Source organism: Seonamhaeicola sp. NFXS20 (genome assembly GCF_049132085.1).
GTDB lineage: Bacteria > Bacteroidota > Bacteroidia > Flavobacteriales > Flavobacteriaceae > Seonamhaeicola.
This window is the reverse complement of the sequence record NZ_JAFMPU010000004.1, coordinates 90,141-116,238: the sequence shown is the minus strand read 5'-3', so window position 1 is coordinate 116,238 and position 26,098 is coordinate 90,141. Positions and strand designations below refer to the sequence as shown.

The following is a 26,098-nucleotide window of genomic DNA, read 5'->3' as shown; positions in this document are numbered from 1 at the left end:
TAATGAAAATCTTTTTCAAAAAAAGTAGTGTAGCGGTTTTGCTATTATTGGTTTTAACAAGCTGTAAACAAAATGAAGTCATTGAATTAGCTTCACCAGATGCATCAAAAAAAATTGTGTTTATGGATGGCGAAAACTCAAATGATATCTCGTTTTCGGTTCATTACAATAACCAACAAGTTATTCAAACATCCATTTTAGAATTACTTTCAGAAGAGTTAAATTTTTCAGGAAACATAATGGTTGAAAAAGTTGAAAACACTTCCGAAAATTCAACTTGGAACTCAAAGTTTAGTGAATTAAGTACCATTCCAGATCATTATAATCAAACTAAAATTTATTTAAAACAAGGCGAAGCTAAGCTTAATATTATTGCACGTGCCTATAACGAAGGTGTTGCGTTTGCTTACGAAATTCCTGAGCAAAAGGGTATTAAGGAAATTGGTTTAAGCGAAAATATCCATTATAATTTTTCAGAAGATTATCCAGTTTGGTCTACACCTAAGCGTGAAAAAGGCGTGTTAACTGCACAAGGAAAATACCGAAAAATTCCAATCACCAAATTGGAAGAAGGTGCAGAACGCCCTTTGTTAATTGAAGTTAGCGATAGCATAAAAATAGCCTTAGCAGAAGCACGTTTGGTAGATTATGCAAGAATGAGTTTTAATAGAGGTAATAGTTCAAAGTATAGTATTACATCATCCTTAGATGGAAAAGTAAGCGAGCAAATACACGATACTATATCAGGAGCTGTAATTGCCGAAAGAAAAATGGAAGGTGCTCAAGTACATAAAAAATTACCGTTTCAATCACCATGGCGTGTAATTATGATGGGCGATAGTTACGGTGAGTTGTTGGAGAATAATTACATAATTCAAAATTTAAACCCGCCATCAGCTATCGACGATTCTTGGGTAGAACCCGGGAAAGTATTACGTGAAACCACTTTAACCACCCAAGGCGGTTTTGCAGCTATAGATTTTGTAGCAAGCCATAACATGCAATACGTGCATTTTGATGCCGGTTGGTACGGAAACGAAATGGATAACGCTTCTGATGCCACTACGGTTACTTTAGACCCCAAACGTTCTAAAGGTCCTTTTGATATTGAAGCCATTTGTAAATATGCAAAAGAAAAAGGGGTAAAAGTGATGCTTTACGTAAACCGAAGAGCCTTAGAGGGAAAAGTAGATGAAGTTTTTCCTGTACTTAAAAAATGGGGCGTTTCTGGAGTAAAATATGGTTTTGTAAGAGTGGGAGACCAAGATGCTACTACTTGGATGCACGAAGCGGTTAAAAAAGCAGCAAAGTACCAATTGGTTATAGATATACATGATGAATACAGGCCAACGGGATTTTCTAGAACCTACCCTAATTTATTAACCCAGGAAGGCATTCGAGGTGATGAAGAAACTGTGCCAAACGAACATACTTTAATAACCATGTTTACCAGAATGTTGGCTGGAGCAGCCGATAACACCGTGTGTTACTACAACAAACGCGTAGATAGAATGGGCTCGCACGCTTCACAACTGGCAAAAACGGTGTGTATTTTTAGCCCGTTACAATTTTTATACTGGTATGATAAAGCACCAGCAGCCCCAATTAAAGAAGATGGACTTTGGGGTGATACTAAAACTATTGGTAACGAGCCAGAATTAGAATTTTTTAATAATGTGCCTACCACTTGGGATGAAACCAAAGTGTTACAAGCCGAAATTGCAGAAATAGGAGTTATTGCCCGCAGAAAAGGAAGTGATTGGTTTGTTGGTTGTATCAACGGAACAACAGCGCACCAAGTAGAAGTAGACTTTTCATTTTTAGAGTCAGATGCTAAATATAAAGCCAAAGTATATACCGATGACGAAACGGTTAAAACTAGAACGCAAGTTAAAATTGAAGAGATTGAAGTATCAAAAGATTCAAAATTAAATTTAGATGTGAAAAGTAACAATGGATTTACTATTCACATCACTAAACTATAGTAAATTAAAAAATGATGAATAAAAAAACTTTTTTAAAATTATTATCTGTTGTCCTGGTTATAGGTATAGTGTCTTGTAAATCAAAAGACGATCAGAAAATTGCAGAGAAAAAAGAACTACCCACTAAACGCCCAAACATCATCTTTATGATGTCTGATGACCATGCGTATCAAGCCATTAGTGCCTATAGTGATCGTTTAATTAAAACACCTAATATAGATAGAATAGCAAATGAAGGAATTAAGTTTACCAATGCCTGTGTATCTAATTCTATTTGTGCACCGTCAAGAGCTACCATTTTAACAGGTAAACATTGCCATATTCACGGGAAAGTAGATAATGTATTTCCTTTCGATGAATCACAAACTACCTTTCCGCAGTTAATGCAACAAGCAGGTTATAAAACAGCTATGTTTGGGAAATTACACTTTGGAAATAATCCGAAAGGTGTTGATGAATTTAAAATTTTACCCGGACAAGGGCGTTATTACAATCCTATTTTTAATACAAATGATGGTCAAATTACTGTTGAGGGATATGTAACCGATATCATTATGGACATGACATTAGAGTGGTTAGAGGAAAACAAGGATGATGACCAACCATTCATGTTATTCTCTATGCAAAAAGCACCACACAGAGAGTGGTTGCCAGCTCCCCGTCATTTTAAAGAATACACTAAAAAAACATTTAAAGAACCAGAAACTTTGTTCGATAATTACGAAGGAAGAGGTACTGCTGCCAAAACAGCCGAAATGAATTTGTTAAAGCACATGAATTGGGCTGGAGATGCTAAAATTTACCCTGAACTTATGAAAGAACTCGGTTTAAAAGACGAATCGGGTTGGGATATTGAAGCTTTTCATCGTGAAGTTGGAGCAATGAATGAAGAACAACGTGCCGTTTGGGATTCTGTTTATGGTCCTTTAATGGAAGACTTTAAAAAACAATATCCAAACATGAACGACACTGAGTTGATGAAGTGGCGTTACCAACGTTATATGCAAGATTATTTAGGGTGTATTGCAGCGGTTGATGAAAACGTAGGACGTTTATTAGATTATTTAGAAGAATCTGGTCTTGATGAAAACACCATAGTAATTTATACTTCAGACCAAGGTTTTTATTTAGGAGAGCATGGTTGGTTCGATAAACGTTTTGTATATGATGAGTCGTTTAAAACACCATTGCTAATCAAGTGGCCAAATGTTATTGAGCCAGGTATTACCAACACCGAAATGGTTCAAAATTTAGATTTTGCACAAACCATTTTAGAAGCAGCTCATATAGAAGCGCCAAGCGATATGCAGGGAGAAAGTTTAATTCCTCTATTATTAGGTAATGATGAAGAGTGGACTAGAGATGCTGTGTATTACCACTATTACGAATACCCAGGAATTCATATGGTAAAAAGACATTACGCCATCATCACTCAAGAATATAAATTAGCTCATTTCTATTATGATGTTGACGAATGGGAATTATACGATCGAAAAAAAGATCCAAATGAAATGAAAAACGTTATTAATGACCCTGCTTACGCCGATATAGTAGTTAAACTAAAAAAACAACTTAAAGAAATGCGCGCGCATTATGGTGATAGTTCAGAGTTAGATCAAGAAATTTTAAGAAAATACCTTGAAGCAAAAGATAATCCAGATATTGAAACCGTACCGCTTCATTAAAAAAACATAAAATACAGTATGAAACTTATATCTTCCATATTTTTAATTCTAATGCTAAGCGGTAATTTCTTGGTAGCACAACAAATAGGAGATCATCCTAGGTTGTTTGCAACAAAAGAAGACAGGCAAGCTGTATTACAAAAAATAGAAAATGAAGATTGGGCAAATGCCTCGTGGAATTACCTCTTAAAAGAAATTGATGGTTATGTAAACCGTCATATAAAAGACCCAGAATGGATAGTGTCTCGCTTAGCAATGTACTGGAAAGATGGAGAGAGATACACCCAATGTTATATAAAAGGTCAAGATTGGGATTATGGAGAAGGCAATGCCCCCGTACCAACAGTACGTCTTCCTGGAATGCGTAAATGGAACGATTATGTAAATGTACCATTAGAAGACCGTACACCATATAACGAGACTGGAGATATGTGGGGCATAAGTCGCTCCAGTGGCGATAAAACTCCTGTTTTGGTACCGTATAAAAAAAGCGGTCACATGATTCGCCAAAACAATATGGAAATTTTAAAACTGGCCGAAAAATCTGCATTTGCTTATTACATAACTCAAGATGAAAAATATGCCAAATTTTCATCAGATATTTTTTGGACCTGGCTTTTGGGAACCTATTATATGAAACCACCTTTAGATCCTACTGAATCTGCAGGAGGCCCCGGTGGATACAAACCTGGAGGTATTTTAGGATATTATGATTATGAAGTTATTCATGATGACAGACAAATTCCTGCAGCCATTATCTATGATTTCTTATATAATTACTTAAATAAACATCCGCATGAACATTTAAAGACTATTAAAAAAAATACAGTTGATGTAGCCAGTACAGTTTTTAAAAGGTTTATAGAAATAGGATTGGTTAGAGGTGGTAAAAAAGGCAATTGGAATGTTAACCGATATAAAAATATTATTGGAAGCATACTAGTTTTAGAATCTAATAATTTCTATAAAGATGGCAAAGGGCGTGAATATTATATTCCGTTTTATACAGAAAAATCAGGTAAGCATTATGCAGGATTACCTGAAATTATGGCAAACTATAATGAAGTAACTGGTTTGTGGCCGGAGTCTCCAGGCTATGCATCGGGCATGATTCCTTTTGTTTTAGATATGGGATTGAAACTGTATAAATCGGGCGTGAATACGCTATCTGGTAACCCAATAGTAAATAAAGCAGCATTAGCAAATTTAGGTTGGTTAGATGCTCGTGGTAATTTGGTGCTTTTTGGAGATATGAGAGGAGGTCCACCAAACATGTCGGCTTTTGAATCTTTGTTAACTTATGCAACATGGGAAGGTGACACCGAAACAGCCAAAAAAATGGCAACCGTAATTAGAAAAAACATAGCCTCTGGCTATTACGATAGAACACAATCTGATTGGAAAGGAATTCTATTTAATCAACCACTTCCTGAATCAGGTAATGAAATACCCTTTCATAGGGCAGCTTATTCACCATTCCACAGGCATATTATTATGAAAAATGGAAATGATGAAGAAAACGGATTAATGTTTACTCTTTATGGAGGAAAAAAGAAATCACATTTATCAGAAAATGGTTTAGCAATGCAGTTTTATAGCAAAGGTTGGGTTATGTCTCCCGATGCTTCTGCCTACGAATCGTATTGGTCTAAAGATGCGGGTTATCACCGAGGTATAACTGGGTCTAACACAATAGTACCTGGTTATAAGTCTGGCGAGATAACGATTAACGCTATGGATCCATGGGTAGACACTACTAAAAGTTTTTATAACACCAACTATACTTCCAATAAAGTTTCTTTTGCCGATGTATCTGCCAATGAAAAAAGACGTTTGGTAGCTATGATTCGTACTTCGGAAACATCAGGGTATTACGTTGATATTTTTAGATCTAACCAAGACGATAACGATTACATCCACCATAACTTAGGAAATGTAATGGAGCTGAAAGATGTATCGAATAATACATTGACTTTAGAGCATGTAAACAATTTGGGCACTGAATACGATAAAAACTATAACTTTTTCAAAAACCAAAGAAAAGTAGATTATACTAATGATTTTAATGCCACTTGGACGGTAAACAATACACAACCTGCTTTGGTAACAGATATGTGGATGATGGGACAAAAAAATAGAGAAATCTATACTGTTGATGCTCCACCAACTACTTTAAGAGATGATGTAACTCCCGGACAGGTTAATAAAAGTCCAGAAACTACACCAACTTTAATAGTAAGACAAAATGGAATTAATGGAAGTAAAAATCCGTTTGTTTCTGTTTTTGAATCGTATGAAACTGGAAAAAAGCACATAACCAATATTTCTAAGCTTGGGCAATTTGTTGATATGGTAAGTTTAAAAGTAGAATCTAAAAATAGCACGCAAATAATTTGTAATTCTATTGATGAAAACAAGCTTTACAAACCATCAAAAAACATCACATTTAAAGGAATATTTGGGGTGGCTTCTGAAAAAGATGGAGACTTTGAATACTTGTATTTAGGAAAAGGAAAGGTGCTTCAAAAAGAGAACTATAAAATAGAAGCCATAAACGGAACAGTTTCTGCAGAGTTAAAACAGGTTAATGGAGTGTTTTATTATACCGCAAACAAGCCTGTTTCAATTCAATTAAAAAAGGGAAAAGCAAAAACTTACCCTGCAGGTAATAATGTGAAAATTCAATAAAATAAAAAGAATGAATACACTAAAACTATATATTGTTTTAACAGTTAGTTTTTTAATGAGTTCTAGCACATTGATAGGGCAAGAATTAGGACACCCTAGAATTTATATAACCAATGATACTAAGGAAGATTTTATAAAAAATCTTGAAAATGTTTCGTGGAAAAAAGCACTGGTTGAAAAGAAAATTAAAAAGCTAGAAAAGTACATTAAATTATGGAATGAAGACCCTACATGGTTGGTGTCTCGTTTACAAATGAACTGGAAAACTAAGCATGATAAAGTGTATTTAAAAGGCGGAAATTTTTCACATTCCGAAGGTTCAGCGCCCGTGCCAACCGTTAGGTATTCGGGTACTCGAGATTGGGCTACTGATTACAAACGTCCAAAACTTGAGGATGTTGAACCTTATTTTGATGACCCACGCGGACTTTACTTAGAGCATAAAGATACAGGAGAAAAAGAATGGATTCACCCATCAAAAGCGGGGTTTGCTATTGAAAAAATCAATCAAGAAATAATGCAATTGGTTGAAGATGCTGCTTTTTTATATTGGTATACTGGAGATGAAATATATGCCGAATTTGCAACGCCTGTGTTTTTTACATATATAAATGGTATGTATTACAGAGATGCACCAATAGATTTGAATAAGTCTAATCAGCAATTTATTTCAGGGTTGGCCACATTCGAGGTTATTCACGAAGGAATTGTTATTCCGTTGGTAACAACTTACGACTTTTTATATAATTATTTTAAAACGAAAAACAGAGATTTATCAAATACCGCAGCGGTATTTCAAAAGTGGGCAGATCAAATTATAAAATATGGCATTCCCGATAATAACTGGAATTTGTTTCAAGCCCGATTTTTAACCTATATCGCTTTAGTTTTAGAAAATAACGAGGCTTACAAAAACGGAAAAGGACGCGAATATTATTTAGATTATACTTTTAATATTTCAACCGACAGACAAATTGCTGTAAGCGAATCTTTAAATGTTTACGATCAAGAAACTGGTATTTGGCCAGAGAGTCCTACCTACTCAGTGCATGTAATAACTACACTTTTAAAAATATTTACCTTGTTAGACCATGTAACTAATGAAAATGAAATAGCTAAGTACCCCATTTTAGAAAAAGCAGTGTGGGCTTCATTTCAATACTTATTTCCATCGGGTTATATGATTGGTGTTGGTGATGGCGGACATAAAATTTTACCTCCAGAAAATTTCGAGCTTTTAATAGCAAATTACAGAAAGTACAATCAAAAGGAAAAAGAAACACTAATTTCTGGGTTTTTATCAGAGTTTATATCAAAGAATCTTTATAAAAGAGAAGCTAAAGATTTATTCAATTTATTCTATTATGTTGATGATGTTGTAGATGCACAGGCTAATTTAGAAGCCATTACAACACCAACATTTTACGCACCTAATATTAGTGTGTTTAATCAAAGAATAGGAACAGGTAATGATGCTGTTATGTTATCTACAGCGGGGTCTTTTGGTAATCATGCTCATGCTAACGGAATATCAATTGAGTTGTTTGCAAATAATTATGTGCTAGGGCCAGATTCTGGTAAAGGTCCAAGTTACTGGCATCCTACATTTAGGAATTATTACGCTAGAATGCCAGCTCACAATACTGTAATTGTAGATGGAAAATCTAATTACAGTAACATGCGTACTTATCATCCGTTTTCATTAGATAATAGTTTTCCAAAATCTGGCAAGTCAACTATTTTTGATAAACTTACGTATTCAAAAGTGTCTTTTTTAGAACCAGAAACGGTATCCTATCAACAGCGTTTTTCAGCAATTATTAAATCGAAATCCCAAAAAGCCTATGTGGTTGATGTTTTTAGATCTAAAAAACAAAAAGAAGGAAAGCAAAAACATGAGTATTTTTATCGTAATATAGGGCAAACCTTAGATGTTTATGATGATAATTCAAAAGCTCTAAAGTTTCAAAACACAAATGATTTAAGCTCAAAACTTGGCGATTTAAAAGGCTATGACTTCTTTTCAGCTAAAAAGAAAGCAGTCACATCAAAAGATGTAAAGGCGGTGTTTACTTTAGCAGAAGCCAATAATCCAAAAAATAAAATGAAATTATGGATTAAAGGGAGCCCAAATCAAACCATTTACAAGGTAAAAGCACCAAACTCAAATGCTTTAAGTAATGGTACTGCTCCTAAAGAAATTTTAAAAGATTCGTTACATACTTTAGTTATTAAAAGAGAGGAATCTGCTTGGAATAACCCTTTTGCAGTGGTTTTTAATCCTTATAAAGAGGACGATTTAAATCCAGTAAAAAACGTGTCCTATACTTCGTTAAAAGACTATCCCAATGCGCAAATTATTGATGTGTTATTATCAGACAATATAACCACAGATAGAATAGTTGTAAATGCTTCGGAAAATGATATTGCAAAAACCGAAGATTTATATCAAAAAGGATTGCTTTCGGTTATAAGAACATCAAAAAGTAATTCACCTTTAGATTTTATATTTTTATCTGGTGTTAGCAGAGTAGATTATAAAAAGTGGACTATAATTGCATCTGCAAACCCAGTAACTGTATCTATTGAAAAAGTTGATGATGGTTATCTTATTCAAAACGATAACCCAGTTACTATTAATTTACCTTACAAAAAAGGAGAAGAACGCGCTAAAATATTGTTGTATAAAGATGGAGAAATAGTGTCTACAAGAAAAGCAATGTTAAATAGAAACAACCCAGAACAACAATATTTTAAATTAGAAAAAGCTTATGATAAAGTTATAGTAGCAAATTAAAATAAAAAGATGAAAAAGAGTATTTGTATTATAGTATTGTTGTTTGTTGTTACCCTATCCTATGGGCAACAAAACAATAAAAAAGCAGGTAAATTTACACATGAGCTAATTTATAAAATAGTTAATAAGGATACCTTAAAACTACAAATTTATAATCCTGTTAATTTTAATTCGAAAAAAACATATCCAACCATAGTATTCTTTTTTGGAGGAGGTTGGAATGGCGGAACCATTTATCAATTTTTAGATCAAGCCAAATATTTTGCATCTCGAGGTATGATTTCTGTTTTAGTAGATTATAGAGTGAAAAATAAACACGGTACTACACCTTTTGATGCCGTTAAAGACGCTAAATCTGCAATGCGATTTTTAAAAATAAATGCTGAAAAATATAACATTAATGTAAATAAAATAGTTGCTTCTGGAGGTTCTGCTGGTGGGCATTTAGCTGCGGCAACCACTTTGATAGAAGGACTAAACGATTCTACCGATAATTTGTCTATTAGTCCAAAGGCTAATGCACTTGTTCTATTTAACCCTGTTATCGATAATGGTGAAGGCGGCTATGGATATGAAAGAATTGGTGATAGATATATGGAAATTTCACCCCTGCACAATATTAAAAAAGGGGCGCCACCAACTATCTTTTTTTTAGGTGATAAAGACAAACATATTCCTGTATCAACCGCATATAAATACAAAGAAAAAATGGAAGAGGTAGGAAGCAGATGTGAGGTTATAATTTATAAAAATCAACAACACGGATTTTTCAACAAAGGAAAGCAAGAAAATGATAGATGCTATAAAGAAACCGTGAGAGAAGCCGATATATTTTTAGAATCATTGGGCTATTTAAAAGGAAAACCAACTATTTAATTGATTAATAAATTTTTATAATGAACAAACCTTATATTTTTTTACTACTACTATTACTTGTTTTTTCTTGTAACACAAAAGCAGATATCAAACAACTTTATGTTTCAACAGAAGGAAAAGATATCAATGCAGGAACTAAAGAACAACCATTAGCAACCATAGCCAATGCTATAAAAAAGGCAACTGTGTTGAAGGCAGAAAATAAAGACGTTAAGATTGTTATAAATATACTTCCCGGTGATTATCGCTTAACAGAAGCCATTAAAATTACACCACAATTAAGTGGTTTAACCATTAAAGGAACCAATGCCCAAGAGGTACATATTAAAGGTTCACAATTATTGGTGCCTAATTGGGAAAAATACAGTGATAATATATACGTAACTTCTGTAGATGAAAATTTAGATTTTGACCAACTGGTAGTAAACAAACAAGCTCAAATTTTAGCACGTTATCCTAATTACGATGAAAGCGGACATTACTGGCAAGGGTATGCCGCCGATGCTATTTCAAAAGAACGATTGGCTTCTTGGAAAAAACCTGAAGGCGCATTTTTTCATGCTTTGCACAAAGGCAGATGGGGTGGTTTTCATTACGAAATTACCGGTGTTGATGAAAGCGGAAATGCTATTTTAAAAGGAGGGCATCAAAATAACCGAGGGTCAAGATATCATGATGAATACCAAATGGTGGAAAACGTTTTTGAAGAATTAGATAGCCCCAGAGAATGGTATTTAGATAAAGAAAACAACAAGCTATACTTTTGGCCATCTAAAAATGTGAATTTAGAAAAAGACGAGTTTGAAGTTGCCATTTTAAAAGATTTAATTCAGGTTGAAGGTACGCTTGAAAACCCTGTTAAAAACATAACCATTAGCAATATTACTTTTGAAAATACTCAAAGAACTTTCATGGAGGAATTCGAACCTTTATTACGAAGCGATTGGACCATTTACCGTGGAGCAGTAGCATTTTTTGAAGGTACAGAAAATTGCAAAGTTGAAAATAGCGTGTTTACCAATTTAGGTGGTAACGTTATTATGGCTAGTAAGTATAATAAAAACTTAATAGTAGAAGGTAACCATATTTATAATTGTGGTGCCAGTGCAGTGTCTTTTGTTGGAGACCCATCGGCTGTAAGATCACCGTCTTTTAATTATGGTCAATTTGTAGATTTAAAAGATATGGACACTATCCGTGGTCCAAAAAATGAGTTATATCCCCGTGAATGTTTGGTAGTTAATAACTTAATTCACCGAATAGGTCGTACAGAAAAACAAACTGCCGGGGTGCAAATTTCTATGGCAATGGATATTAATGTACGCCATAACAGTATTTACGATGTGCCAAGAGCCGGAATTAATATTGGAGATGGTACATGGGGCGGTCATATTTTAGAATTTAACGATGTGTTTAACACGGTTTTAGAAACTAGCGATCATGGATCGTTTAACTCTTGGGGGCGCGACCGTTTTTGGCATCCTAACCGTCGTAAAATGGACAGCATAACCACGGCAATTCCCGATATGTACACTTGGGATGCCATTAAAACCACCATTATTAGAAATAACCGTTTTCGTTGTGACCATGGTTGGGATATCGATTTAGATGATGGTTCTTCAAACTATCATATTTATAATAATTTAATGCTTAATAGCGGACTTAAATTACGCGAAGGTTTTAATCGTGTGGCCGAAAACAATATCATGGTAAACAACTCCTTGCATCCACATGTGTGGTTTGCAAATAGTGAAGATGTATTTAAATACAACATTGTGGGTGATACCTATCAAGATGTTGGGCTGTTAGGATGGGGAAAAGAATTAGATTATAATTTATTTCCAACCGAAGAATCTATGATGAAATCTCAAATTTATGATAGAGATTTGAATAGTGCTTTTGGAGATCCAATGTTTAAAGATCCTAAACATTTAGATTTTTCAGTAGCTGAAAATTCACCAGCTTTAAAATTAGGTTTCAAGAACTTTCCAATGGATCAATTTGGAGTTCAAAAAGCCTCGCTTAAAAAAATAGCAAAAACACCAGAAGTTCCAAAACTAAAAGACCCTTCAGAAAGTAAAAGTAGTCCTGTAGTCGCATGGTTGCGTAATCAACTAAAAAGTGTAGAGTCTGAGCAAGAACAATCGGCCTATGGTTTAAATACTGCCGAAGGTGTTATTGTGTTACGCATCTGGAAACCTAGTCCTGCTGTAAAAAATAACGGCATTAAAAAGGGAGATGTAATACTTGAAGCCAACGGGCAAAAGGTGAAAAATATTCAAGATTTCTTTAAAATAAATTCAGAAAATAAAACAGACAAGCTAGATTTGGTTATCATGCGTAATCAAACAGAACAAGAAATAACTATTAATACTAAATAAATAAAAATGAAAACTTTAAAAAACATAGTACTATTTGCATTGGTTGTTGTAATGGGCACCAATTTAGGGTTTGCACAAAGCTCTAGTTCTAAAAAGCTCTCTGACGATGAGCGCATGGCTTGGTGGAGAGATGCTAAATTTGGTATGTTTATCCACTGGGGAGCTTACTCTATAATTGGTGGAGAACGTGGCACAAAAATAGCTGGAGGAGGTGCAGAATGGGCCATGGACAAGTTAGATTATACGGTTGAGGAATACGAGAAATTCCCAAAAATGTTTAATCCTGTTTTGTTTGATGCTGATGCTTGGGTGAAAATGGCTAAAGACGCAGGAATGAAGTATATTGTAATTACTTCTAAACATCATGAAGGTTTTTGTTTATGGGATTCTAAAGTAACAGATTACGATATTATGGATACCTCGCCATTTAAACGAGATATCATAAAAGAATTAGCAGAGGCTTGTAAAAAACAAGGTATTAAATTTTGTTTTTATTATTCTATTGTAGACTGGCATCACCCACATGCGCAAGGTAATTTATATCCTAATTATAATATTGCACAGCATGATGATCCATCGGTGGTTAACCCAAAGTTTCCTAAGTATTTCAAAAATTATATGAAGCCTCAAGTAAAAGAATTACTAACCAATTATGGCGATGTTGGAGTGGTTTGGTTTGATGGAGATTGGATTTCAGATTACACTACCGAAATGGGTAAAGAACTTTACGATTTTATTCGCGAAATTCAACCAAATACCATTGTAAACAACAGAGTTGATAAAGGTAGAAAAGGAATGGAAGGAATGGATGCAGAAGGTGATTTTGCTGGTGATTTTGGTACGCCAGAGCAAGAAATTCCAGATACCGGAATAGATGAAGATTGGGAAGCATGTATGACAATGAACGGCACTTGGGGTTACAAACCAGATGATAATAAATGGAAAAGTAGCGAAGATTTAATTCAAAAATTAGTAGATATTGTGTCTAAAGGCGGTAACTTTTTGCTAAATATAGGGCCAGATGGTTACGGAAGATTTCCTGCGCAAAGTATTCGACGTTTAAACGCTATGGGACAGTGGACACAAAAAAATGGAGAGGCTATTTATGGAGCATCGGCTAGTCCTTATGAAAAACCTAAATGGGGACGCTACACTGCAAAAGATGGTGTGATTTATGCTCATGTTTTCGATTGGCCAAAAAGCGGATTATTAAAACTTCATAAAGATATTAAGGTTAAAAAAGCAACGTTATTAACCAATCCTGATGTTGAACTAAAAACATTAGGTACATCAAGGGAATTATTAGTTGAAGTGCCAACTTTAGCACCAGATAATCCTGTTTCTGTGGTAAAAATAGAGTTGGCTAAATAATACCACAAAAAATAAATAATTAAAAGGTTAACAGGCAAGCAATTCATTATTGCCTGCCTGTTTTCTTTAATAATAAAATTTTATAAAATACAGTGAAAATTCAATTTGGTGAATTACCTAATTACTTATTATTTTATAGAATTTTAAAAATAAATAAGATGAATGTTCTCAAGAAAATAATTGTTGCGCTGTTAATTCTTTTAAATGTTTTTCAAGGAGTTGCTCAAACTAATTCTTATGCAAAACCAGAATGGGGGTATTACAGTGCAAAAGACGGGTTTTTATTTGCACATGTAGTTAAATGGCCAAAAGATGGTAAATTGGTTATAGATAGAACAATTAAACCAAGAGAAGCAAGGTTGATTTCAGACCTATCAAAAAAAATGAAAATAAAATTAATTAATGATAAATTAACCATTTTTTTACCAGAGAAAGCTGTTAATACTGATGAAACAGTAATTAAAATAAAATTAATGCCAAATGAAGATTGGGCCAATTTAAAAAGATACAAAAAAGTTAATGAGGCATTGAAAGCTCCAGGAAAAAAAGAAAAACGAGTGGTGTTTATGGGGAATTCCATAACAGATAGATGGGTCGATTTTCGTCCAGAATTCTTCACTAAAAACAATTATATAGGAAGAGGCATTAGCGGACAAACCACATCGCAAATGCTCCTAAGGTTTAGGCAAGATGTAATAGGTTTAAACCCTGAAGTTGTAGTAATACTTGCAGGAACCAATGATATTGCCGGCAATACAGGGCCTATTACAGTACCAGAAATAGCCAATAATATTTTTTCTATGGCAGAACAGGCAAGAGCACATAATATAAAAGTGGTTTTGGCTTCGGTCCTACCTGCAAGTAATTATTCTTGGAGCCCTTCTGTAAACCCCGTTGATAAAATTGTAGAGCTCAATAAATTGATAAAGACTTATGCCGAAGCTAACAATATGGTGTATCTAGACTATTATTCTGCAATGGTTAATGAAGATAAAGGGTTAATAGAAGCGTATGGAAGGGATACTGTGCATCCCAATGCGAAAGGCTATAGTGTAATGGAACCTTTGGCTAATAAAGCCATAAAAAAAGCACTTAAAAAATAGAGAAAGTATTGTGTTATACTGAACTAGGTTGATTTTTTTAGTTAATATTTGTTCGTTTAAAAGTCAGAAAAATAGTTTGAACTAGGTCTGATTTTAAATAGTAAGTCTAGATAAGAGATATTGTTAAAAACTTAGCAGAAAAAAGTAATTTGCATCAGCCTAAAACCAAAATTAATTGTTTTGGAGATTCTATTATAATAGGTGAAGGTAATGGTAAAAATTATCCAAATTATTTGAATAAGTTATTAACCAAGTAATGGTTGGTCTATTAATCTACTTAACTTAAAGATATATATATGTTATTAGTCTATTCTCTTTTAGTTAAAAGTTTAATAAAATTAGATTTGCACAAACAAAATAATACTCATTTTATGAAAAAAACAGCATTATCATTTGCTTTAGTTGTTACTATGTTTAGTTGCAATAGCGTTAAAAATATTAATACATCTTCAGTAACAGAGGCCGCAACATTATTAAGCTCGTTAAGTTCAAACTCTACAGTACAACAAATCTCTACACTTTTTAATTTATTAGATAGTAATGAAGATGAGGCTATTAGCAAAACAGAAGCTATAGGTTCTGTAGCCGAAAACTTTGGTGTTTTAGATACAGATAGCAATTCTAGTTTAAACCTTACAGAATTAACAGGTTTACTAAATTTATTAAAATAGTTTTTAGATTAAAAAAATAAAAAGGGTATAGCTAAAACTATACCCTTTTTTTGTTCAATATAATGATATTGTTTTTTCTTGCTATTTCATCAATAGAATCTCTGTTTTTATTTCAGAATTTTTAAGGTTTCTTTTTAGTAGAATTAATAGTAAAACATTTAAAAATAGTAAAATAGCAAGAAAAGTTAATATTGTTGTTTTTCTACATTTTTTTTCAATATATAACACTGTTTTGAGATAAATGAATCATAATTTAAAGTCATTTGTCATTAGTTTATATGTTAAAAAGTTCTTATGGTCTAGTTTTGTACAAACTAAACTAAATATTTTAAACAATGAAAAAGAACTACTATTTAACTAAATCAATTGTAATTGGTTTTTTATTACTGATTGTGCAACAACTACAAGCCCAAACAGTTACTGTAAATTCTTTGGAGGATTTATTGCCATATTTAAAGCAAGATAATGTAGATGTTAAATTGGCTCCTGGAAATTATTCTATTAGCGCTTTTGATATTACTGCAGGCAAATTTTCTAATCCATTGCTTTTATTTGAAGGTTCCAATAGTACTTATGATTTTACAGATGTTAAAATTAGTATTAATACTTACGTATTTACAAAATTTGGAAATGTAGATGTTAAAGAAATTCAAATATTAGGCAATAACAATGTACTTAAAAATTTAACCATTGAAGATATAGGTAATACTAGGCCAACTAAAACAGCATTAGGAATTGCCATGGATGGTAGGGATAATTTAATAGAAGGTTTTCATTTAACCGTCCGTGGGTCATATCCTTATGGTTACGGAGATGCTTTTGGTAAAGGAGGAACAAATACAGTTATTAAGCACTATAAACATTCGGGTATTTTAATAAGAGGATTAAGAAACCATCTAAAAAACACTACAGTAATTTCACGTTCTTATGGGCATTGTGTTTTTATGCAAGCAGCTAGTTATCCTATAATAGAAGGTTGTTATATAGAAGGTGAAATGCGTACCACAGATGATATGTTAGCAGAAACCTCTGGACCTGCCTATGATGTAGATTTTATGACCACTTGGGGTTACAAGCTTCCCGCAGGTTATATGATGAGTTTGCAAGAAGGCGGTATTAGAGCGTATAATGCTGGCACCACATATATTGATGGTGTTGAAATTCAAAGAGGAACAGATAATCCTACTGTTAAAGATTGTACTATTAAAAATGCAAGAACAGGAGTTGTTCTTGCCCATGCCACAGGAAAAAAATATGTTGAAAATTGTGTGGTTTTAGGGTGCGAATCAGGCTATTCTATAGGTTCTGGTATAGTTTTAAATTGTGGTGCCGATGCAATTTACGGGCCAGTGTATAAAAATGCTTATGCTAGCGATACTGGGTATAATGCAGATATAACCATTTTACCACCAAGTGATGATTATTACAATGGCCATGGTGCAGTAGCCTATATTGGCGGTAAAGAACATAACTTAACGTTTAGATCTGAAGAAACAGATTTTCCAAGTGATTTAAAAATAATGATGGCAGGAGATTTACAAGGTTTAAGAGTGCTTAACGGAAGCAATCCATCACAGAACAATCATACGGTAAATGATGTTTTTCTTAAAAATATGACTAACTTTCCAGTAGTTTTACATGCCGATGCCACTAATAATCTAGTACAAGAATGTAATATTGATGATGTAGTTAATAATGGATCAGGTAATACCATTGAGGCAATAGATTGTAATTCTACTAATTTAGCATTAACAGGAGCAGCAGTTCAGTCTTCAACAGCTTATACAGGTTTAGCAAATAGAGCAATAGATGGTAATACCGATGGTAATTTTAATAATGATTCGGTTACTCATACAAATGCTTCAGATACTGAGGCTTGGTGGCAAGTAAATTTAACAGAAGAAAAACCTATAGGAGATATTGTTGTTTGGAATAGAACAGGAAGTCAAAGCTATATTGATAGATTAGCCAATTTTGAAGTTAAAGTTTTTGATGCTAATGGAGTTGAAACATTTTCGCAAACATTTACTAATGATGCCCCAAACCCTTCAAAGACTATTAATGCCGGAGGTGCATTAGGAAAGGCTGTAAGGATTATTCAATTAAACAGCTCTAATGTGCTGTCTTTAGCAGAAGTACAGGTGTTTGAGTCTTCTTTATCTGTAGAAGATAAAAGTATTTCTTCAATAAACTTATACCCAAATCCAGTAAAAGACGAACTTAAAATTTCTTTAAATCAATCCAATGTTAACGCAGCTAATACTAATTTGGTTTTATATACTTTAAGTGGGCAAAGAGTTTTAGAAAAGAAGGTTATAAACTCTAAAGAAGTTACTTTAGATTTATCTCACTTAAATAAAGGAGTGTATCTTTTAAAAATTAGTGATAGTAAGATAATTACAACTAAAAAAGTAATTAAAATGTAGTTAGTAAATTCAATAAAAACTATAAAAAAATAATTTTCTAAAAGGCTTGGGGTTTCTATCCTAAGTCTTTTTTGTTAATAATAGACAATAATTTCAAGCTCAAACAATAAGTATAAATTCTTTATATAAATTTACTAGCCTATTTGCAGCAAGATAAAGTAGATGCTAAATAATAAGGTAAAAAAAAATAAGCTGTTCTTATTTTAAAATGGGCTATAATTTATCTAAGTAGATTCATAGTTTATACCCAAAATAATTAAGAATTTTTAATATTGTTTTTAAACCGTCATTACGCTAAAAAACAAAAATAAATCAATGCAAAAACACTATATATTTTTATTCATAGCACTTATAGTAACAGGTAATTTAATTTCTCAAACAATTCCGTATACAACAGGTAGAATAGTAATAAGTTCTGATGGGAACGAACATGACCATGATGATTGGGCAGCAACTCCATTAACACTTGCTTTGTTAGCATCTCAAAGCTTGCAAGATAGCTTAACGGTTTATACGTTTAGTGATCATATTTGGGGGAGCAACCATGATAAAACTGATGGTAAAAAGCAAATGCAAATTAGTGCTCTTCAAGGAAAAAAAATTTATAATTTCAAAAATAGTAACTTCATAGAGGCTGTGGAAAAACCAAATAAAGCTATAAATGCCATAGTGCAACAAATAAACAAATCTAACAAGAACAGTCCATTAACAATTATAGCTGCAGGCCCTATGGAGGTTGTAGGAAGCGCCATAGCTTTGGCAAAAACAGAAAAACTAAAATTTGTAAGACTCATTTCGCATTCTAATTGGAATAACAATCATTCAGATAAACCACATAATTGGGAAAAACATTCTGGTTGGAGATGGAATGAAATAAAAGAAAAGTTTCAACCTTATGGTTTAATTTTTGATAGAATTTTAGACCAAAACGGAGGTAAGGATTATGAGGGCTTAAAAGCACCTAAAGAACAATATGATTGGATGAAAACATCAAAGATAAGACAACAGTCTAAAAAACAAAAAAAACAATTAGATTGGTTGTATAGCAGGCAATTAACATGTGTAAAGAAAGGTGATTTTGACCCCTCAGATGCGGGCATGATTGTTTACCTTTTAACAGGGAAGCAAAAAACAAGCCCTGAAGATGTTAAGCAAATTATAGAAACTCCTAAATTTTAATCTAAATAGAATAACTAAGACTTAATTAAAAAATGAAAAGTAAAAATGTACTAAACTATTCAATACTAGTAGTATATGTTTTTTTGTTAATGGGCTGTAAAGAGTCTAAAAAAGAAGTAGAAAATATTCCAAAAGAATCTAAACCAAATATTATACTCATAATGGCCGATGATTTAGGGTATGGAGAATTATCAAGTTACGGAAGCCCAAAGGTTAAAACACCTAACCTTGATAAATTGGCAGAAAAAGGAGTTAAGTTTACAGATTTTCATGCTAACGGACCGGTGTGTAGCCCTACAAGAGCCGCATTAATGACAGGTAAATATCAACAAAGAACAGGGGTAGAAGGTGTTATAACTGCAGTAGGACATAGAGAAGTAGGTTTAAGCTTAGATGAGATTACACTTGCCGAAGAACTAAAAAATCAAGGATATGTAACAGCAATGTTTGGTAAATGGCACTTAGGCTATGCAGAACCTTATAACCCAACATATCAAGGATTTGATGATTTTACAGGCTTTGTTAGTGGTAATATAGATTATCATTCACACATCGATCAAGCTGGATATCTAGATTGGTGGAAAAACAAGAAAATAGAAGACGAACCTGGTTATACCACAGATTTAATTACGAAATACGGTAAGAAATTTATAAAAGAAAACAATCCTAAAAAAACAGGAAAACCATTCTTTTTATATCTAGCACAAGAAGCTCCACATTATCCTATACAAGGGCGCAATGACAAGCCTTTAAGAAAAGAAGGTAGTGGTAAGTTTATTAGGAAAGTACCAAAAGATAGTGTGCCAATTATTTACAAAGAAATGATTGAGTTAATGGATGAAAGTGTAGGTGAAATTATAACAACCTTAGGAGAAGAAGGCCTCAATGAAAATACTATGGTTGTTTTTTGTTCAGATAATGGTCCCGCCGGAAGCAGAGGCGATAGCGGGGGCCTAAGAGCGGCAAAAGCATCCATTTATGAAGGAGGACACCGTGTGCCTGCCATAATAAGTTACCCAGGAAAAGTTAAAGAAGGGTGGGTAAGTAAAGAAACAGTATTGACAATGGACTTTTTGCCAACCTTTGTAGATTTTGCAAATGGAACGCCATCTAGTAAAAATATTGACGGTATAAGTATCAAAAATCATTTATTAAAAAATGAAAGCTTACCTAAAAGAGATTTGTTTTGGAGTTTTAAAGGAAAAACAGCTATGCGCAGTGGTAGTTGGAAGTTAATTGAAATTCCAAAAGAAAACCAAATAGTTTATGAGTTGTACAATTTAGAAAATGATTTGGCCGAAACCAATAATTTAGCTTCGTCTAACCAAAGTTTAGTAGAACAAATGAAGCAAAAAATGAGTGATTGGAAAAAAGATGTAAGACAAGGTGTAGAACCTGTCGCTAACTAAATAATCAATAAATTAAATTTTTGTTAAATGATAAAAAAGTTTGTTCCTTTTGTCTTTGTATGTTTTTATACTGTTTTTTATTCTTATCATTTATTAGCACAAAATAATAAAAACACTAATCAGCGTCCTAATATCATAATTGTTATTACCGATGATCAAGGAAAAGGAGATTTAGGTTGCGAAGGCAATCCGTACATTAAAACACCTGCTATTGATAAATTTTATTCAGATGCAGTTCGCTTTACCAACTACCATGTGTCTACAACCTGTGCACCTACTCGAGGCGCTTTAATGACTGGGCGTCATACCAATAGGGTAAATGTTTTTCATACCATAACAGGGCGTTCACTTCTTTTTGAAGATGAAGTCATCCTACCTCAAATCCTGGCTCAAAACGGCTATATAAATGGCATGTTTGGTAAATGGCATCTAGGAGATAATTATCCTTACAGACCAGAAGACCGAGGGTTTTCAGAAGTGGTACGTCACGGTGGTGGAGGTATTACCCAAGGACCCGATTATTGGGGAAATGATTATTTTGATGATACTTACTGGCATAACGGTAAACCCCAAAAGTATAAAGGCTATTGTACAGATATTTTCTTTTCTGAAGCATTAAATTTTATTGAAGAAAATAAAGATCAGCCGTTTTTCTGTTACATAGCTACCAATGCACCACATGCACCATATAATGTAGATAAAAAATATATTGATATGTATGCAGAATACAATGAAATTTCAGAACGTACACGTCGGTTTTATGGCATGATTACTAATATAGATGAAAATTTTAAAGCCTTAGAAGCCAAACTTAAAGAATTAAAAATTGACGATAATACTATTTTAATATTCACTACCGATAATGGTACTGCTGCAGGCAGAAGTGTTTATAATGCAGGCTTAAAAGGAGGTAAAGGTAGTGTTTATGAAGGCGGACACCGAGTGCCACTATATATACGTTGGCCCAACGGACAACTTACAGGAGGAAAAGACATTGATGAGTTAGTTGCTCATTATGATTTACTACCCACTTTTGTTGATTTATTAGGCCTTGATTTCAATCCTGTTAAGCCTTTAGACGGTAAAAGCTTAAAACCATTAATAAAGGAAGAAAACCCAAAGTGGGAGAATCGTATTTTATATATGGACACCCAAAGAAAACAGAATTTAATCAAATACAAGGCTTATACCGTAATGGATGATAATTGGAGGTTAGTCAATGGTAAAGAGCTTTATAATATAAATCAAGATTTAGCTCAAGAACATAATGTTATAAACCAATATCCAGAGGTAACTTCAAGATTAAAAGAAGGTTATGAAAAATGGTGGCAATCCATTATGTCAGAAACTCCAAATGAACGTTATGCTTATATAAAGGTGGGGTCGTCAAAAGAAAATCCAAGTCGTATTTCATCACATGATATGCTAACAGGTAAATTTGGTCATATGTGGCACCAATACGGGGCTGTAACTGCATCACAGGCCACAGGTAGATGGAAAATAGAGTTTGTTGAAGATGGTGAATATACCATAACATTAAGACGTTTTCCTCGAGAAAGTGGTCTACCCATTAATGCTGTTTTTCCAGAAACAGAGAAAACCATTAAATTAGATAGGGCAATGCCTGCCAGTGTAAAAAACGATTTTACAGAAGCTTACTTATATGTAGCTAATTTAAGTAAGTCTGAAATAATTAAAGAAAATCAAGAAGAAGTTACCTTTAAAGGGTTTATTCCCGAAGGTAAGTATGATATGGAAGCACAATTAATAGATAAAAATAATAGAGTACATCCAGCATACTATGTATATATTGAAAAATTATAAAATGATAAGACAATTTAAAATAACAGCATTTTTATGTTGCGTTATAAGTATTGCTTCAGCCCAAGAAATTAATAAAATTCCATTGCCAGAAAATTTAGAACAAGGCTATCCAAGAATATATATTACGCAATCTGAAAAGAAATCATTGCAAAAAACAATTAAAAAAGAAGCTTGGGCAAAAGAGGTGCTTTCAGGTATTCATAACCGTATAGATAAACATGTAGAACGACATATCTCAAACCCCGAGTGGATGGTTTCCAGACTAATGATGTATTGGAAAACAAAAGCCACCAATGTTTACGTTAATGGTATTTACTATTCGCATGCCGATGGAGAGGCGCCTGTGCCAACGGTGCGTTTTACGGGTTCTCGAGACCATACCACCAATTATGTAATGCCAGATTTAGAAGATATTTTACCTTATATGGATGATGAACGAGGACTCTACCTACGAAATAAAACCAAAGAAGGAAGGCCTTTAGAGTGGGTAGAACAGTCTAAAACAGGAGGTATTATACATCGTCATAACCAAAAGTTATTGGGATTAGCGCGTGATGCAGCTTTTTTATATTGGTTTGAAGATAAAGAACCATTTGCAAAATTCGCATTTGATATTTTTGATACTTACATGATGGGGATGTATTACCGTAATGCACCTAAGGATTTAATGAATGGACACATTCAAACCTTAGTGGGTATGGAATGCTTTCAAGTGATTCATGAAAGTTCTTTAAAAATAGCTTCAGAATTATATGATTTTTTACATCAGTACATTGAACAAAATTATCCAGATAAAATTAAAATTTATGATGCAACTATAAAAAAATGGAATCACCAGATTATTAAAAATGGTGTGCCACAAAATAACTGGAATTTGCATCAGGCTAAAATCATCTTAAAAGCAGCTATGGTGCTGCAAAGCGATGAAAATTATGAAGATGGAAAAGGAAGAGAATATTACATTAATTATATTCTAAACGTAACTTCACCTCGCCAATGGTCTTTAACAAAGTTGTTAGATTACGGATACGATAAAGACAACGGTGTTTGGGCAGAATGCCCAGGGTATTCATTTGGTGTAACTAACGATGTCATGCGTTTTGTTTATGATTTCGATAATACATTCAACCATAACATTCTTCCATATTTACCAGTAATGGAAAAGGCTGTAAAAGTATTGCCACAGTATTTATTCCCTAACAGACAAACCATAGCTTTTGGAGATAGCTATTATGGTTCTTTAAGAACAGACGCTATAAGTGATATTATTCGTATTGCTCAAAAAAACAACAATACGGAACTAGAGAAAGAATTTACAGAAATGTACCGTTTGTTTACTGAAGCTTCAAATCAATCAAACCGCAAGAGAAAACCAAAAGCCGATATCAGTTCGTTTTTTGCTAGTAAACCTCTTGTATTAAACAAAAAGTACGGTACAGCAAAACTAGAAGATTACATTACACAAACCTTTTACGCCCCCAATGTAAGTTGGCATGTACAACGTATGGGGCAAGGCAAAAATGGTATGATGGTGTCTTTAAACGGTTCTTTGGGTAACCACATGCACGCCAATGGAATTAACATGGAATTGTATGGAAAAGGATTTGTTCAAGGTGCAGACCCTGGAAAGGGCGCTGGCTATCTTCAGCCTATTTACTTAGAATACTATTCGCAATTCCCTGCGCACAATACTGTAATGGTTGATGGTGCCTCTTCATACACCGAAATGTTGAGTTACCACGCATTCGATTTAATAGGTGAATATCCAAAATCGGAACAAAAAGATGGATATTATTCTGATATTACATACTCTAATGTTTACTTTTTAGAACCAGAAACCAGAAGTGACCAAACCCGATTGGTAAGTATTGTAAAAACAGGAGAGGAAACAGGGTATTATATTGATATATTCCGTTCCAAAAAACAGCGTAAAGGTGATAAATTTCACGATTATTACTATCACAATTTAGGGCAAACAATGAAAGTGATGGATGTCAAGGGCAACCCTTTAAAACTTACTCAAAGTGAAGAAATGGGCTTTGCGGGAGGACATTTATATGCTTTAGATTATATGTGGGATAAAAAATCTTTAAAAACCAATAAAGACTACCAAGTAGAATGGAAAATAGATTTTGAAGATGGTAAAGACGATGTTTTTATGAATTTATGGATGAAAGGAACCCAAGGTCGTGAAGTGTTCTCAATAAAATCGCCTCCAAATAAGGCTTTTAAAGGTAATCACGGTTTACCATACCAAGTAGATAAACAACCGTATTTAACTTTTGTAGCAAGACAACACGGAGCCGCTTGGGAGAAACCCTTCGTATCAGTTTATGAACCTTTTACAACTTCTAAAGGTAAAAGCATTAAAAGTATCTCTAGTTTTGAAGATGAAAACGGAAATAAAGAGTTTGCGGGCTTAAACATTAGCCATAAATCGGGTCGTCAGGATATCGTATTTTCATCAGCAAATCATAAAAAAGTGAAGTATAAAGATATTGCTACCGATGCCACTTATATGGTGATTGCTAATGAAGAAAACGATGATTGGGTAATCTTCGTTGGAAACGGAAAAGAGGTTACGGCAAAAGGTTATACAATTTCAGCTACTACATACGGAAATATTGTTTTGAAACAACAAAATGGTCAGCTCATGCTACATAATGAGGTACCTGTTGAAATCATTCAAAACTCTAAAAAAGTAAAGTTTGATGTTGGTGATTATAGGGTAATTAAGTTTAAATAAAACAAATCGATTTTTAAATGAAATTAAGCATAAAATCTATTAAAATAATATTTGCCTTAGTGTGTTTCCCGTTAACACTAACGGCTCAAAAGCCTAATGAACAAGAGATTCTTGATACATTTCCAAACAAGGAAACCGTAGTGTATAAAACGGTAAATGGTCAAGAATTAGACATGCTTATTTTTTATCCAGATGCTAAAAAAATGACATCTAAAAACCCATGGATGATGCATGTTCATGGAGGAGGATGGGCTGGTGGCAGTAAATACAATATCCTTAAAAAAGCATTTTTAGGTAGTCTAAAATCTTTATTAGAAAATGGAGTGGTTTGTGTAACCATTCAATACAGAAAGGCAAAAAGAAATTCAAATGCCTACGATGCTGTAGTAGATGCCAAAGATGCGGCGCGTTTTCTTTTAAAAAATGTTAAACGTTTCAAATTAAATAAAAAACGCTACGGTGTTTGGGGTGGTTCTGCTGGGGGGCACTTGAGTTTAGTAACTGCTTTAGGAGATAACTCTGATTTTATAGGAGATGCAGAATTCATTAAATACAAACCCAATTTTAAATGTGTGGTGTCGTACTTTCCTTTTACATCTTGTGTGAATCCTGACCTTAGACCAGGTTCTATTTTTGAAGACGGTAAATTATTTGAAAGATTGTTGGGAGCACCTTTAGAAGAAAAACCAGAGTTGGCAAAACTACTAAGTCCAACCGAACTTTTAAATAAGAAAAGTCCACCAATTTTATTAGTACATGGTGACAAAGATACTGTATTGCCTATCATTAATTCTACATATATGGTAAAGGTTGCTAAAGAAAAAAAGGCTGATGTAGAATTGTTAACCATTAAAAACGCAGCCCATAGTTTTCACGGAGAAAACCTTTCACCATCTATCAAAGAGTTGAATGATGCAGCTACAAAATTTATTCTTTCACATTTAAAATAACTTTCAT

The 26,098-nt window shown here is 33.5% G+C and carries 15 protein-coding genes; all 15 read left to right on the top strand.

The features are described 5' to 3' along the window. The first annotated feature begins 2 nt into the window (after nucleotides 1-2). A complete protein-coding gene (locus J1D01_RS08155) occupies nucleotides 3-1,985 on the top strand; it encodes a glycoside hydrolase family 97 N-terminal domain-containing protein (RefSeq protein ID WP_421150471.1) in 1,983 nt (660 codons plus the stop codon). 11 nt (nucleotides 1,986-1,996) lie between these two features. Next, complete coding sequence (locus J1D01_RS08150) at nucleotides 1,997-3,670, top strand: sulfatase (protein WP_421150470.1); 1,674 nt, start codon at nucleotides 1,997-1,999, stop codon at nucleotides 3,668-3,670. Between the two features lie 18 nt (nucleotides 3,671-3,688). Further along, nucleotides 3,689-6,358: a hypothetical protein gene (locus J1D01_RS08145; protein ID WP_421150469.1), complete on the top strand. Its 2,670-nt coding sequence runs from the start codon at nucleotides 3,689-3,691 to the stop codon at nucleotides 6,356-6,358. A gap of 10 nt (nucleotides 6,359-6,368) precedes the next feature. Beyond that, nucleotides 6,369-9,155 (top strand): heparinase II/III domain-containing protein, encoded by a 2,787-nt coding sequence (locus tag J1D01_RS08140; RefSeq protein ID WP_421150468.1) that lies wholly within the window; start codon nucleotides 6,369-6,371, stop codon nucleotides 9,153-9,155. Nucleotides 9,156-9,164: 9 nt separating this feature from the next. Further along, nucleotides 9,165-10,031: an alpha/beta hydrolase gene (locus J1D01_RS08135; protein ID WP_421150467.1), complete on the top strand. Its 867-nt coding sequence runs from the start codon at nucleotides 9,165-9,167 to the stop codon at nucleotides 10,029-10,031. 20 nt (nucleotides 10,032-10,051) lie between these two features. After that, nucleotides 10,052-12,412, top strand: a complete 2,361-nt coding sequence (locus J1D01_RS08130) for a PDZ domain-containing protein (RefSeq protein ID WP_421150466.1) — start codon at nucleotides 10,052-10,054, stop codon at nucleotides 12,410-12,412. A 6-nt stretch (nucleotides 12,413-12,418) separates the two neighbouring features. After that, nucleotides 12,419-13,783, top strand: coding sequence for an alpha-L-fucosidase (locus J1D01_RS08125; RefSeq protein ID WP_421150465.1), 1,365 nt, complete (start codon nucleotides 12,419-12,421; stop codon nucleotides 13,781-13,783). A gap of 158 nt (nucleotides 13,784-13,941) precedes the next feature. Continuing rightward, complete coding sequence (locus J1D01_RS08120) at nucleotides 13,942-14,886, top strand: SGNH/GDSL hydrolase family protein (protein WP_421150464.1); 945 nt, start codon at nucleotides 13,942-13,944, stop codon at nucleotides 14,884-14,886. Nucleotides 14,887-15,257: 371 nt separating this feature from the next. Beyond that, the gene (locus J1D01_RS08115) at nucleotides 15,258-15,557 is read left to right on the top strand and encodes a hypothetical protein (protein WP_421150463.1); all 300 of its coding nucleotides are present in this window, start codon (nucleotides 15,258-15,260) and stop codon (nucleotides 15,555-15,557) included. A 335-nt stretch (nucleotides 15,558-15,892) separates the two neighbouring features. After that, nucleotides 15,893-17,983 carry a T9SS type A sorting domain-containing protein gene (locus J1D01_RS08110; protein ID WP_372937434.1) on the top strand — a complete coding sequence of 697 codons (2,091 nt, stop codon included), beginning with the start codon at nucleotides 15,893-15,895 and terminating at the stop codon, nucleotides 17,981-17,983. A 315-nt stretch (nucleotides 17,984-18,298) separates the two neighbouring features. Further along, the gene (locus J1D01_RS08105) at nucleotides 18,299-19,162 is read left to right on the top strand and encodes a hypothetical protein (RefSeq protein WP_372937435.1); all 864 of its coding nucleotides are present in this window, start codon (nucleotides 18,299-18,301) and stop codon (nucleotides 19,160-19,162) included. A 32-nt stretch (nucleotides 19,163-19,194) separates the two neighbouring features. After that, entirely contained in the window at nucleotides 19,195-20,571 is a 1,377-nt protein-coding gene (locus J1D01_RS08100) for a sulfatase (RefSeq protein ID WP_421150462.1), read from the top strand. Between the two features lie 27 nt (nucleotides 20,572-20,598). Next, nucleotides 20,599-22,395, top strand: a complete 1,797-nt coding sequence (locus J1D01_RS08095; protein ID WP_421150461.1) for an arylsulfatase — start codon at nucleotides 20,599-20,601, stop codon at nucleotides 22,393-22,395. 1 nt (nucleotide 22,396) lies between these two features. After that, nucleotides 22,397-25,141, top strand: a complete 2,745-nt coding sequence (locus J1D01_RS08090; protein ID WP_421150460.1) for a hypothetical protein — start codon at nucleotides 22,397-22,399, stop codon at nucleotides 25,139-25,141. A gap of 17 nt (nucleotides 25,142-25,158) precedes the next feature. After that, a complete protein-coding gene (locus J1D01_RS08085) occupies nucleotides 25,159-26,091 on the top strand; it encodes a prolyl oligopeptidase family serine peptidase (protein WP_421150459.1) in 933 nt (310 codons plus the stop codon). Nucleotides 26,092-26,098 lie beyond the last annotated feature (7 nt).